The organism is Nostoc sp. T09 (genome assembly GCF_002154695.1).
Lineage (GTDB): Bacteria > Cyanobacteriota > Cyanobacteriia > Cyanobacteriales > Nostocaceae > Aulosira.
In genome coordinates this window covers 1-12812 of sequence record NZ_MTAV01000025.1, presented here as the reverse complement: position 1 = coordinate 12812, position 12812 = coordinate 1, and the positions used below count along the sequence as shown (strand labels likewise).

Genomic DNA, 12812 nt, shown 5'->3' with positions numbered 1-12812 from the left:
CATTAATCATCGGTCATTGGTCATTTGTCCCTGTTGATTAACCAAGGACAAATGACAAAGGACAAAGGACAAAAAACTAATGAGCGATCGCTCTTTTATAAGCTTCGTCCAGCACTTCTGAAAGTGTAGGATGGGCGTGAACTAAATGAGCGAGGGTATTTACAGATTGGCGGTTAGCAACGGCTGCTGACGCTTCATGGATGATATCTGAGGCGTGTAGTCCAAAGATGTGGACGCCTAAGACTTCACCTGTGTCTTTGCGATAGACTACCTTAGCGATGCCGTCTGCTTCATTTTCTGCCAAGGCTTTAGAATTACCTTTGAAGTAACTCTTACTCGTACCCACTTCAAAGCCCTCAGCTTGACCTAATTCCTTAGCTGCTGTTTCCGTTAAGCCCACATAGCTAACTTCTGGGTGAGTAAAAGCTGCTGCGGGGATGCTGCGATAATCTACTTCTCGCGGGCGTCCAATGATATTTTCTACTGCGACGATACCTTGAGCAGAAGCAGCATGAGCTAGCATCATTTTGCCGTTAGCATCACCAATTGCCCACAGATGAGGCACTACTTCCCCAGAAGATAATACCGCCATACGGTCATCGACGGGAATGAAATTCCTGCGGTCGAGTTCCACACCTACAGACTCTAAACCGAGATTTTTAGTAGCTGGAATGCGTCCGGTAGCCACTAGACAAGCATCTACCTCAATGACATCTAAATCTTCTTTGGTTTTGAAATCTGCTAACTCAATCACCACAGGAGAACCAGGAATCACCTTTTTAGCATAGATCCCTACTTTCGTTTCGATATCGCGGGGAGTAATCAGCACCCGTTCGGCAAGTTTGGCAATATCGCGGTCAAATCCCGGCATTAGCTGATCTAGGGCTTCAATCATCGTGATTTCACTGCCCAAAGCTGAGTAAATATCGGAAAATTCCAAGCCAATGTAGCCACTGCCAATAATTGCCACCCAGTTTGGTAGCGATTCTAACTTCACTCCTTGGTCACTAGTAAAGACAGTTTTGCCATCTACTTCAATGCCTGGAGGCACAAAAGGCACTGAACCAGGGGAAAGGATGATGTCTTTGGCTGTGATAGTTTTTTCACCACCATCCCCAGTAATGCTGACTTTTTGCGTACCAGTTAGTTTTCCCCAGCCCTTAATGATATCAACTCCCAGACGCTTGAGGCTGTTGGTTAAATCGCCTTGGATTTTCTCGACAAGATTGGTAGCATGATTGGCGATCGCTTGCCGATCAAACTCCACACTACCAACTTGAATTCCCAACGACTTCAGGTGGTGGGCATTACGTAAGTCCCGCACACGTCCAGATGCCGCCAACAGCGCTTTCGAGGGAATACAGCCCCGGTTGACACAGGTTCCTCCCATATCAGCTGCTTCAATAATCGCTGTTTTTAAACCGCAACTTACGGCGTGTAGGGCTGCTCCATGTCCAGCTACACCAGCGCCTATAATCACTAAATCGTAATCGAATCCCTGACTCACGTTAGTTTCCCCGTGTGCTCCGCCTATTTATTCTCAACTTGACTAGCAATCAGTGCAACCCCCTTGAGGTTCGGGAGTTACTAATTCCAATTTATGATTTACGCTAGCAGGCAAAGGGACTGAATATCTTCAGTATCATAATCAAACTTATATACTCGCTGTATTTTATACTTAGATTAGTTAACTGCTATGCCTTGAATTAAAAATGGGCAATAGGCAAAGGCAAGGTCATTAATTATTCTCCTTGTCTGCTCTGGCCTCTCCTCCTAGACCCAATTCTCAAACGTTGAGTTTATTTGCAACGTGTTAGTTACATATCCAAGCAAGGTTTAAAATCTTCGCACGCACAGGATTTCTGAAAGCGATCGCTCGATGTTAATTCCCAAGTTAAGTGAATTTACTATCCGCCGGAATGCCAACGCCAAATCTTTTCAACGAGGTGAGGCATATTATGAGGCGGATGCCGTGATGTCCCTTACCCAACGAGGTAACCTACTTCAGGCTGAAGTAGAAGGAAATCAAGCTCACCCCTATCAAGTCAGCCTCAGTTTTAATAGCGGGGGATTAACCTCAGTTAAATGCACTTGTCCCTATGATGCTGAGGGGTGGTGTAAACATATTGTGGCAACCATGCTTGTTTGTATGCGTCAGCCAGAAAGTATAGAGGAGCGTCCCACCCTAGAACAACTTCTGAATCGCCTGGATGAGCGACAAACTAAAAAGTTACTGCTACAGTTAGTAGCAGAATATCCCAGATTGATCGAGGCTATCGATCGCCATGTCAACTGGATTACATCTACTCCCGTTAAACAGCCAAGCGCAAAAACTTTCAATATAGATCCAAAGCCTTTTGGGCAGAAAGTACGCCAGATTCTCCGCGATGCCGTGCGTGCTTGGGAAGATGGTTATGATGATGACCCCATCAGTGAGGAATTGCTCAGTGTAGTGCAAACCGCCGTAGATTTGAGTGAACGGGGAGATGGTCATAATGCGATCGCTATTTTAGAAGCGATTACCTCTAGTTGTGTAGAAAACTGGGATGATGTCGCAGACTACGGTGCTGACAACTATGAGATTGTCCAAGAATTGAATAAGGCTTGGTGTGAAGCAATTCTCACTGCTGAACTTACCCCAGAAGAAAAAGTTGATATCCAAGTCAATTTGGAAGCATGGCAGGATGAGTGGGATGCTGATTTTGACTTAGCTTCTGAAGCGTTACGGCAAGGTTGGGATTACTCGCCACTTATGCAAGTTCTTCAAGGTAATATCCCGGAAATGGGAGTTTGGGAAGAAGAAATACCAGACTACGCCGATGATTTAGCTTTAATTCGCCTCAAAATTTTGGAACGTCAGGAACGTTACCAAGAATACCTGTACTTGGCAGCAGCCGAAGGACAAACCGAACAATATCTGACAATGCTGGGGCGTTTAGGCAGAATAGACGAAGCAATAACAGCCGCGCAAGCTCAGATGGACACAATGGAAGAAGCCTTTGCCCTAGCGAAAACCTTTGGGCAGCAGGATTCATTGGCAGAAGCGCTAGATATTGCCCAAATTGGCTTAAATTTACCAGGAAATTGTCAGTATGAATTGGGTATTTGGACAAGTGATTTAGCCCAGGAATTAGGAAATCGGGAAGCTGCTTTATCGGCACTCAAGGCTGCTTTCCAAGTCAAAGCTTCCTTTGTTGATTACCAAAAGATGGCAGAATTAGCAGGAGAAAACTGGGCAAATATTAAAACAGAACTTTTGCAAATTATTCGCACATCTGGCGGTTGGGGAAGAGAATCAGCCAAGGTAGATATTTTCTTACATGAAGGGTTAATTGATGATGCTATTAAAATTGTCAATGAACTCAATTATTACCATGATGATTTAGTTCATCAAGTCATGGATGCGGCAATATCTCACAATCCTAGCTGGGTAATTGCTAATGCTTGTCGCCGTGCGGAATCGATTATGGATGCAGGTAAGGCAGAATCTTACGATCAGGCAGTTCAGTGGTTAAAAAAGGCTCGCGCCGCCTACTTGGAATCTGAGAGAAAGGCAGATTGGGATAGCTATAAAGCCAAGTTAATGCAGCAGCATGGGCGGAAGCGTAAATTGATGGGATTGTTTAAGGAATGGGATATGTAGCGATAAAAAGAGTTATTAATAAATAAGTAGGCGAACTTATTGGAGTTGTAAATTAAGAAGCGATCGCTAATTGTAAGAAGCCCTGGCGACTAGAAGTCGCGGCTACACAGGCAAAGTCCGCGCAGGCGGACTTTAGAAAAGAAGGTAAATTAAGAAGCAATCGCAATTTTTATAGCTCTTAAATATGCAGGCGATCGCTAATTTTAAGTACCAAATTTAGAAAATAGTTTTGATAATATAAGGCTGTTTGCTGAACCCAATTGTTTATCTAACTTGGGTTCAAGCTAGATGTTGAGACTAGCTTTAAAAACGGAGAGGGAGGGATTCGAACCCTCGTATACATTGCTGCATAACAGCATTTCCAGTGCTGCGCCTTCAACCACTCGGCCACCTCTCCAGGTGCCACGATTTACGATTCTACACTGAAATCCCAGAAAATGCAAAGATGAAAGAAGATATTTGAAAGTAGAGCTAAAATCCTCAATTAAAATGTCCCGAACATACACGATTAGAGTTCACGATCGCAATTCTGGCAAAGAATATACCCTAGAAGTGCCAGAAGACCGCTACATTTTGCACAGCGCTGAACAACAAGGAACAGAATTGCCGTTTTCTTGCCGTAATGGGGCTTGCACGACTTGTGCTGTTAGGGTGCTGTCGGGAGAAATTTACCAACCAGAAGCAATAGGATTGTCACCAGAGTTACGGCGGAAAGGTTATGCCCTATTATGTGTGAGTTATCCTCGTTCTGATTTGGAAGTGGAGACACAAGACGAAGATGAAGTCTATGAACTCCAGTTTGGGCGCTATTTTGCTAGAGGGAAAGTTAAGGCGGGTTTACCTTTAGATGAGGATTAAGAATTGGTTGGCGCAAAGGTGCAAATTATAAAGAAAGGCAGAGGGCAGGAGGCAGAAGAAAGAAACTATATTTCGCCCTCTGCTAAGTGGGCTTAAAGCCACCATGATTGATTTATGAAAAGAGTAAAAGATTTTTTTCGAGACTCTCAAAGTGAAAAAAAAAGGTGTTCTTGTTTGAAATCCCTCAATTTATTTATAAAATTTCCCTTCTGCCATCTGCCATCTGCCATCTGCCATCTCATGCCTTTGCTGGCGCATTTTGGCGTATTAGTGCGAAGAATAGTAATTTTGGCTTGTCTATTACTCCTTGTAAGTTGTCAAGCCAATAATCAGCTAACAGCCAATCAGGTGCAGGTAAAAGTAGCGCGGGTAGTAAGTGGGCAAAGTTTGGAAGTTTTAGGGATGGCTGAACAACCGAATTTGATTTCCCAAGTGCGGTTAATTGGGATTGATGCACCAGATATCCGCCAGCGTCCTTGGGGAGACAACGCCAAGCAAAGGTTAGAGGCGCTAATTGGGGGTACAGAACAAGTTGTAACGCTGGAGTTTGACATTGAACCCAAAGACAAAATTGGCCGGACTTTAGCCTATGTGTGGAAAGATAAGGTGTTGGTGAATGAAGAATTAGTTAAACAAGGGTACGTATTATTTGTAGGGCGATCGCCTAATCATAAATATGACCAGCGTTTAGAACGTGCCCAACAATGGGCAAGAATCATGGGACAAGGAATTTGGCAACCGGAAAAACCCATGCGCCTTACTCCTGCTGAGTTTCGCCGCCAGTATCGATGAGAGGGGGACTAGGAGGACAAGGGAGTGTGGGGAGGGTGGGGAGAAATGGGACAAGGGAGAAATGATTCTTGACTATTGCCTATTACCCAATGACTAATGACCAATGATTAATGACGAATGACCAATGACTAATCTACAAACTTTTCTAGACATAGCCACCGAAGCTGCTTTAGCTGCTGGTGAAGTATTGCAAAGCTACTGGGGTAAATTAGAAGACGCAATCACAGAAAAAGGGCGTCCTGGTGATTTAGTGACAGCAGCCGATAAAGCTTCGGAAGTGGTAGTTTTGGAAGTTTTGCGTCGCCACTTTCCCCAACACTCTATCTTGGCTGAAGAATCTGGAAAACTTGGTGATCAAGATAATGAATACCTTTGGGCAATCGATCCTCTAGATGGGACAACCAACTACGCTCACCAATACCCTGATTTTGCTGTTTCCATCGGGTTGTTAATTAATGGCGTTCCACAAGTAGGTGTAATTTATAACCCCTTTCACAATGAGCTATTTCGTGCAGCTGCCGACTTAGGAGCAACACGCAACCGACGACCCATCAAAGTTTCGGCTACATCTGAACTAGGTAAAAGCCTTTTAGTATCGGGATTTGCCTACGATCGCCGGGAAACATCTGATAATAATTATGCAGAATTTTGTCATTTCACCCATCTGACTCAAGGGGTTAGGCGCAGTGGTTCAGCCGCGATGGATTTGGCTTATGTTGCTTGTGGGCGGTTTGATGGCTATTGGGAAAGAGGACTTGCTCCTTGGGATATGGCTGCTGGCATTATCATCCTGCAAGAAGCTGGTGGGAAGGTTACTGCCTACGATGGTAGTCCTTTTAAAATTGAGTCAGGTAGAATTCTGGCTACTAATGGTTATCTTCACGACAGCCTCAGCCAAGAATTGATGCAAGTTCGTCCACTGTCAAGTTGGACTTGAGGGAATTAACTATTGGAGGGTATGAATTTTAACAATTTGCCACTGACGGATCGCCAATGTAGCGAAGTAAACTAGAAAAATATTTCGCAGACTTTGGTGCATACCCTTTTATGTCTTTAAGAATAGATCGTGGACTTTTTAAATATGATTTCATAGACCATCATGCAGTTTTGTGCGTTCCTGTTGATGCAGATGTAAAAGATATTCGCAAACGCTATCTGGCAATTGCCCGGCTTTTACATCCTGATGCTAATGGTGCTGCCAGTGCGTCTGAAAAACAGCTAGCTAGCGAATTCTTATCAAAGTTGGTTAACCCAGCTTACGAAAAGCTTTCTGGGGAACGCACCCGCGCGGAATACATGATAGTTCTGTCTCAAATGGGGAAGCGTTTAGTACAAGAAGCTACTGCGGTGGACATTCACACCAACTTGGCTAAACAGTTAGCTACTGCTCCCGAATCAAATATCAATCAACTCTATAAAACAGCGATCGCTAAACTTGCAGAAACTCAATATCAGTCGTTGCAGCAAGTACCGCAAGTCATTGCCCAAATTAGTGAGTTGAATTTAGTTTACTTAATGCGGAATGCTGGTAAATCATTGGCAGCACCACCCCCGCCATTGATTCAACCCACTGTTAACTCAGTTCCGCCAAAGCCAAATCCGGCACCACCACCGCCAGCGCCAGTCAACGAAGATTCAGCAGTGGATCACTATCTCCGTCGCGCGCAAACTTTGATTGACAAAAACCAATTTGCCCAAGCTCAAGTAGAGTTGCAAGATGCGATAAAACTAGAACCTAAGAATAGTCGCTGCCATAGCCTGATAGCATTGGTGTATTTGAAGCAAAATCGCTTGAAAATGGCCAAGATTCACTTTGATAATGCGCTGAAATTAGACCCCAACGACAAAACAGCCTTGGAATGGAAACCAAAACTAGATAAGGCTTTGGGGCAACAATCTGGTGGTTCCAAGGGAAAGTCACCTGCCAATACAGCTGGTAAACAATCAGATAACTCTGGAGGTGGTGGTTTGTTTGGTGGTTTGTTTGGTGGGAAGAAAAAATAATCAGCGACTCACACTAAGTGCTATGTCCATATATAAGGAGATTTTGCAAGAGAACAGGATTAATATACGGAGGATGAATGGTTTATCAACCAGCAGCGGGAGCCAGGGATTTATTACCTTTGGATGTGGCTCAAAAACGCTGGATTGAAGATAGGTTACAACAAGTATTTCATCGTTGGGGATATCACAGGATTATCACCTCAACTTTGGAGCGGATGGATACCCTGATGGCGGGGGAAGCAATTCAGCGCCAAACGGTAATTCAACTCCAAAATGCTGAAGATGAAGAATTAGGGTTGCGTCCAGAACTCACAGCCTCTATTGCTCGTACTGTTGTGACTCGCATGGCAGGTGCTACTTATCCGCAACGGCTGTACTACAATGCCAATGTGTTTCGCCGCATCTGGGAAAACAGGCATAACCGTCAGCAAGAGTTTTATCAAGCTGGGGTAGAGTTGCTTGGTGCTGGCGGATTGCTAGCCAATGCAGAAGTGTTGTTGTTAGTAGTAGATTGCTTGGCGGCGCTGTCGTTGCAGCGATGGCATTTAATTTTAGGTGAGGCGGGAATTACCCGATCGCTCTTGAGCGTTTTTCCTGCCCATCTCCAAAGTAAAATTCGCCGTGCGATCGCCAATCTCGACCGCATTGCCATAGATAATTTACCTCTAAGTGAGGAACTGCGCGATCGCGCCAGACTCATCTTAGATCTACGCGGCACAAGTACCGAAGTATTGCGAAAAGTCAATAGCTTAGAGCTAGATCAAGCACAACAAGAGGCTGTGAACAACCTCGCATCTTTAGTAGAGTTACTGGAATCCGGCGGAAATTTCCCCTTAATCCTGGATCTCAGCTTAATTCAAACTATCGACTATTACACTGGTATCGTGTTTGAAGTTGTTAGCGATACCGAAGGGCAAGCCCGAGTTTTAGGAAGAGGTGGTCGCTACGACCAGCTTTTAGGGCTATATCATCCCCAAGGAGAAAACATCCCTGGAATTGGCTTTGCTCTCAACATCGAAGATTTATCCCAAATTATCTTGTCTACTCAGCAATTACCACAAGCTCCACCAGCTAGCGATTGGTTAGTAGTACCAACAGCTAATGCTGATGCTGCCGCCTTTGCTTACGCGCAAAAGCTACGGTATTCTAACGAGATGGTGCGGGTAGAAATAGATTTGGGAGGAAGAGATGTAGAGGCTATTCGGCAATACGCACGCGATCGCGGCATTGACCAAATTGCCTGGATTAAAGCTGATGGCTCACCAACCATAGAACCATTGTCTTAAGCAATCTCCAATTCAATAGCAAGCATTCTGGCTACTAAGTATAGGCAAAATATATACGTTACAGCTTAGTAGTAAATATTTCTAATTGCTAGGCTAGAAACAGCCGATTTCAAACAGAGGGAATCAAGAATATGCCACACACAATTGTTACTGATGTCTGTGAAGGCATCGCTGACTGCGTAGATGCTTGTCCAGTAGCTTGTATTCATGATGGGCCTGGTAAAAATACGAAGGGAACCGATTGGTACTGGATTGACTTTGCCACCTGCATTGATTGCGGCATCTGTATCCAAGTTTGCCCAGTTGAAGGAGCGATCGTCCCAGAAGAGCGACCCGATTTGCAAAAAACACCATAATAGTCCATAGTCCAGGGTTAAGAAAGAGGCAAGGGAGCAGAGGAGCAGAGGAGAGTGTGGGGAGAGAGGGGAGTGTGGGGAGAAACGAACCACACTTTCTTTCGAGCGCTTCCCGCCATCTTCGCCATCCTCCCACACTCCTTGTTTGTCCCATGCCCAATACCCAATAACAAATGACTATTGACAAATGACTATTGATTATTTGCTAGAAGTTGAAAATGTTCATGCTGGATATATTAAAGACGTAGATATCCTGCAAGGTGTAAATTTCCGAGTTGAAGCGGGGGAACTGGTAACCGTAATCGGCCCTAACGGTGCTGGTAAATCCACCTTGGCAAAAACCATTTTTGGACTGTTAACACCCCATACAGGCACTATTACTTTTAAAGGTGACAATATTGCAGGACTAAAGTCAAATCAAATAGTTCAACGGGGAATGTGTTACGTACCGCAAATTACTAATGTCTTCCCTTCGCTCAGTGTTGAAGAAAACCTGGAAATGGGGGCTTTTGTGCGTAATGTTCCACTAAAACCCCTTAAAGATCATATATTTACCATGTTTCCCCGATTAAGCGATCGCCGTCGTCAACGTGCTGGGACTCTCTCAGGAGGAGAACGTCAGATGTTGGCAATGGGTAAAGCTTTGATGTTGGAACCGAGTTTGCTGCTTTTGGATGAACCTTCTGCTGCTTTATCTCCCATACTAGTTACACAAGTATTTGAGCAGATTAAGCAAATTAACCAGAGTGGTACAGCAATTGTTTTGGTAGAGCAAAATGCCCGGAAAGCTTTGGAAATGGCCGATCGTGGTTATGTACTAGAGTCAGGACGCGATGCTATCTCCGGCCCAGGTCGAGAATTGTTGAATGACCCTAAAGTGGCAGAACTGTATCTGGGAGCCGGGAAAGGGCATTAAGGGGGACAAGGGAGTGTGGGAAGTGTGGGGGAGGGTGGGGAGCAATGGGACAGGGGAGACAAAGGACAAATGACCAATGACCAATGACCAATGACCAATGACAAAAGATTAAATGACTCTTAAACCGTGTCAGCGCGTACTCTTGCATCTGGCTGAATTTTGATATCTTCCAGGCAACAACGAAACTGTTGTCAGGTAGATGAATGACTAGAATTAATGGATTTATTGGGCGACGCAATTTTTTACATTTAGCAGGTATGGGTAGCCTTGGTATCGGGGCTATTGTTGGTGCTGGCGGTATGCTTTGGAAAGATGAGCCAGCTGTAGCTCAACACGCATCTAATACTGATGTTGGACAAAGACCACAACCAGTTAATCCACAAGTTGCTTTAAATAATTTACTAACGGGAAATCAAAGGTTTGTGCAAGGGAAACGTCTGAATCCTCACCAATCAAAGTTGCGTTTGCAGGAAACAGTTGTAGCTCAATATCCATTTGCAGCCATACTAGGTTGTGCTGATTCTCGAGTACCCGCAGAAATTGTTTTTGACCAAGGACTAGGGGATTTATTTGTTGTGCGAGTTGCTGGTAATGTCGCATCTCAAGAGGCTATAGGTAGCTTGGAATACGCTACATCAGTATTAGGTGCACAACTAATTTTAGTTTTGGGACATGCAAAATGTGGTGCAGTACAGGCTGCGGTTGAAGGTAAACCACTCCCTGGCAGAATTGGTATTTTTGTAGAAGAAATCAAACCGGCTGTAGAAATAGCCAGACACAAAACTAGCAATTTAGCAGAAAGTGCTATCATCACCAATGTGCGATATCAAGCACAAAGGTTGGCAGAAAGTTCAACAATTTTAAGAAACTTAGTTAGGGAAGACAAACTTAAAATTGTTGGTGGTCGTTACGACCTAGCTACAGGAAAAGTAACTATGCTTTCTTAATTATTAATAAGAAGTTTGTTAAAAATATTGTCAAAGTTTTACAAGATTTAGACTCTGGTGAATTTGAGTGGATTATCTGAGAGGATGTTTGGAAAGTCAAAAAAAGCTCAGTTGGTCAGTAGTGTTGTAGAAGTGAAAGAATTACTGGAAAGTTAGATTGAGAAGCTGAGTAGGAATTTTTGATGATTCTCCAACTCCTCCCCGAACACCTGCAAATTATCCGCACCCATGCTGAAAGCACTTACCCTGAGGAGTGTTGCGGTATAATACTGGGTCATGCCATGAGCGAAGGCAAAACTGTAGTAGAAGTTATGCCAACAGAAAATGCCTGGAATACAGAAGCAGCAGACTTCCCATATGATGACACAACAGAGAGCCAAAGGCGAAGATATGCGATCGCACCCCAAGTTATGTTACAAGCCCAAAGAGAAGCACGCGATCGCTCGCTGAATATTATCGGTATTTACCACTCCCATACTGATGCGCCCCCAATTCCCTCAGAATGCGATCGCCTCTATGCTTGGCCTGAATACTCGTATATAATAGTTTCCGTTCAAAAAGGTAAAGCTGAGACACTCCAAAGCTGGAGTTTAGATGACACTCATCAATTCCAACCAGAAACAATTAAGAACATAATTTAAATAACCGCTCAATACGGATAACATTTTTCGGTACTATTGATAGTCCGCTCTCCACATTAAATTGCTATGCTCAATCCCAATCTGGATGAAATCCAGTTGACAAAAGACGATTACGAACGCTACTCCCGTCACCTAATTTTGCCGGAAGTGGGGCTGGAGGGGCAGAAACGCCTAAAAGCCGCCAGTGTCCTGTGTATTGGTACAGGTGGACTGGGTGCGCCACTGCTGTTATATTTGGCGGCGGCGGGTATTGGACGCATCGGTATTGTTGATTTCGATGTTGTCGATACTTCTAATTTGCAACGCCAAGTAATTCACGGTACATCCTGGGTAGGTAAACCGAAGATTCAATCAGCTAAAGAGCGAATTCTCGAGATTAACCCTTACTGTCAGGTTGATCTCCATGAGACTCGCCTCAGTTCCGAAAATGCTCTGAGTATTTTGGAACCTTACGATATTGTCGTGGATGGTACTGATAATTTCCCCACGAGATATCTAGTTAACGACGCTTGTGTGTTGCTTAATAAGCCCAACGTCTACGGTTCTATTTTCCGCTTTGAAGGGCAAGCTACTGTATTTAACTACCAAGAAGGGCCGAATTATCGTGACTTGTATCCCGAACCACCACCACCAGGAATGGTTCCCTCTTGTGCAGAAGGTGGGGTGTTAGGAATATTGCCAGGAATTATTGGTGTTATTCAAGCCACAGAAACTGTCAAAATTATTCTTGGACAAGGTAATACCTTAAGTGGACGACTGCTACTGTACAACGCCTTAGAAATGAAGTTCCGGGAATTGAAGCTGCGTCCCAACCCCATTCGTCCAGTTATTGAAAAACTGATAGATTACGAAGAATTCTGCGGTATTCCCCAAGCGAAAGCTGAAGAAGCGAAACAGCAGCAGGAAGTTCAAGAAATGACTGTTGTGGAATTGAAACAGTTATTAGATAGCGGTGCAAAAGACTTTGTGCTGTTGGATGTCCGCAACCCTCATGAATACGAAATTGCCAAGATTCCTGGCTCTGTATTAGTACCATTACCAGATATTGAAAATGGTGATGGCGTGCAAAAGGTAAAAGAAGTACTCAACGGACACCGCTTAATAGCTCATTGTAAAATGGGCGGGCGATCGGCAAAAGCCCTGAGCATTCTTAAAGAATCAGGGATTGTTGGAACGAATGTTAAAGGCGGAATTACCGCTTGGAGTCGGGAAGTAGATCCTTCGGTTCCCGAATATTAAACTGCAAGATATCTAAAGTTTTGGCTTGCATAAAATATAAGCGATCGTAGGGGCACAGCAATGCTCATTAGTGTCAACTTAACTTCTCTGGCTTACCCAAAAGACCGCCCACAGGCTGTAAGCCTGGGGC

The 12812-nt window shown here is 44.2% G+C and carries 12 protein-coding genes and 1 tRNA gene; 11 read left to right on the top strand and 2 right to left on the bottom strand.

All coding sequences use genetic code 11. The annotated features are described in order from the left end of the window. Positions 1 to 76: 76 nt before the first annotated feature. Positions 77 to 1507 (bottom strand): dihydrolipoyl dehydrogenase, encoded by a 1431-nt coding sequence (gene lpdA, locus BV372_RS07455; RefSeq protein WP_086685421.1) that lies wholly within the window; start codon positions 1505 to 1507, stop codon positions 77 to 79. Positions 1508 to 1879: 372 nt separating this feature from the next. Here lpdA and BV372_RS07450 point away from each other — a divergent pair, with 372 nt between their 5' ends. Further along, complete coding sequence (locus BV372_RS07450) at positions 1880 to 3643, top strand: SWIM zinc finger domain-containing protein (RefSeq protein ID WP_179198008.1); 1764 nt, start codon at positions 1880 to 1882, stop codon at positions 3641 to 3643. 310 nt (positions 3644 to 3953) lie between these two features. Here the strand turns inward: BV372_RS07450 and BV372_RS07445 are convergent. Further along, a tRNA-Ser gene (locus BV372_RS07445) sits at positions 3954 to 4040 on the bottom strand. A gap of 92 nt (positions 4041 to 4132) precedes the next feature. Here BV372_RS07445 and BV372_RS07440 point away from each other — a divergent pair. The 10 genes from BV372_RS07440 to moeB all read left to right on the top strand — a co-directional run bounded on the left by BV372_RS07440 (position 4133) and on the right by moeB (position 12682). Next, positions 4133 to 4501, top strand: coding sequence for a 2Fe-2S iron-sulfur cluster-binding protein (locus tag BV372_RS07440; RefSeq protein ID WP_086685418.1), 369 nt, complete (start codon positions 4133 to 4135; stop codon positions 4499 to 4501). A gap of 240 nt (positions 4502 to 4741) precedes the next feature. Then, complete coding sequence (locus BV372_RS07435; protein ID WP_086685416.1) at positions 4742 to 5293, top strand: thermonuclease family protein; 552 nt, start codon at positions 4742 to 4744, stop codon at positions 5291 to 5293. Positions 5294 to 5417: 124 nt separating this feature from the next. Continuing rightward, a complete protein-coding gene (locus BV372_RS07430) occupies positions 5418 to 6230 on the top strand; it encodes an inositol monophosphatase family protein (protein WP_086685414.1) in 813 nt (270 codons plus the stop codon). Between the two features lie 110 nt (positions 6231 to 6340). Further along, positions 6341 to 7297, top strand: coding sequence for a J domain-containing protein (locus tag BV372_RS07425; RefSeq protein ID WP_086685412.1), 957 nt, complete (start codon positions 6341 to 6343; stop codon positions 7295 to 7297). Positions 7298 to 7374: 77 nt separating this feature from the next. Further along, entirely contained in the window at positions 7375 to 8583 is a 1209-nt protein-coding gene (locus BV372_RS07420) for an ATP phosphoribosyltransferase regulatory subunit (RefSeq protein WP_086685410.1), read from the top strand. Positions 8584 to 8714: 131 nt separating this feature from the next. Next, on the top strand, positions 8715 to 8939 hold the full coding sequence (locus tag BV372_RS07415) for a 4Fe-4S dicluster domain-containing protein (RefSeq protein ID WP_086685408.1): 225 nt from the start codon (positions 8715 to 8717) through the stop codon (positions 8937 to 8939). Between the two features lie 187 nt (positions 8940 to 9126). Further along, on the top strand, positions 9127 to 9855 hold the full coding sequence (locus BV372_RS07410) for an ABC transporter ATP-binding protein (RefSeq protein ID WP_086685406.1): 729 nt from the start codon (positions 9127 to 9129) through the stop codon (positions 9853 to 9855). A gap of 203 nt (positions 9856 to 10058) precedes the next feature. Next, positions 10059 to 10802, top strand: a complete 744-nt coding sequence (locus BV372_RS07405; protein WP_086685404.1) for a carbonic anhydrase — start codon at positions 10059 to 10061, stop codon at positions 10800 to 10802. 182 nt (positions 10803 to 10984) lie between these two features. After that, on the top strand, positions 10985 to 11443 hold the full coding sequence (locus tag BV372_RS07400) for a Mov34/MPN/PAD-1 family protein (protein ID WP_086685402.1): 459 nt from the start codon (positions 10985 to 10987) through the stop codon (positions 11441 to 11443). Positions 11444 to 11509: 66 nt separating this feature from the next. Then, a complete protein-coding gene (gene moeB, locus BV372_RS07395; protein WP_086685399.1) occupies positions 11510 to 12682 on the top strand; it encodes a molybdopterin-synthase adenylyltransferase MoeB in 1173 nt (390 codons plus the stop codon). Positions 12683 to 12812: the final 130 nt, after the last annotated feature.

Coding starts and splice junctions, on each gene's coding strand:
- BV372_RS07450 (WP_179198008.1), top strand. CDS start 1,880: ATGTTAATTCCCAAGTTAAGTGAATTTACTATCCGCCGGAATGCCAAC.
- BV372_RS07440 (WP_086685418.1), top strand. CDS start 4,133: ATGTCCCGAACATACACGATTAGAGTTCACGATCGCAATTCTGGCAAA.
- BV372_RS07435 (WP_086685416.1), top strand. CDS start 4,742: ATGCCTTTGCTGGCGCATTTTGGCGTATTAGTGCGAAGAATAGTAATT.
- BV372_RS07430 (WP_086685414.1), top strand. CDS start 5,418: ATGACTAATCTACAAACTTTTCTAGACATAGCCACCGAAGCTGCTTTA.
- BV372_RS07425 (WP_086685412.1), top strand. CDS start 6,341: ATGTCTTTAAGAATAGATCGTGGACTTTTTAAATATGATTTCATAGAC.
- BV372_RS07420 (WP_086685410.1), top strand. CDS start 7,375: ATGGTTTATCAACCAGCAGCGGGAGCCAGGGATTTATTACCTTTGGAT.
- BV372_RS07415 (WP_086685408.1), top strand. CDS start 8,715: ATGCCACACACAATTGTTACTGATGTCTGTGAAGGCATCGCTGACTGC.
- BV372_RS07410 (WP_086685406.1), top strand. CDS start 9,127: ATGACTATTGATTATTTGCTAGAAGTTGAAAATGTTCATGCTGGATAT.
- BV372_RS07405 (WP_086685404.1), top strand. CDS start 10,059: ATGACTAGAATTAATGGATTTATTGGGCGACGCAATTTTTTACATTTA.
- BV372_RS07400 (WP_086685402.1), top strand. CDS start 10,985: ATGATTCTCCAACTCCTCCCCGAACACCTGCAAATTATCCGCACCCAT.
- moeB (WP_086685399.1), top strand. CDS start 11,510: ATGCTCAATCCCAATCTGGATGAAATCCAGTTGACAAAAGACGATTAC.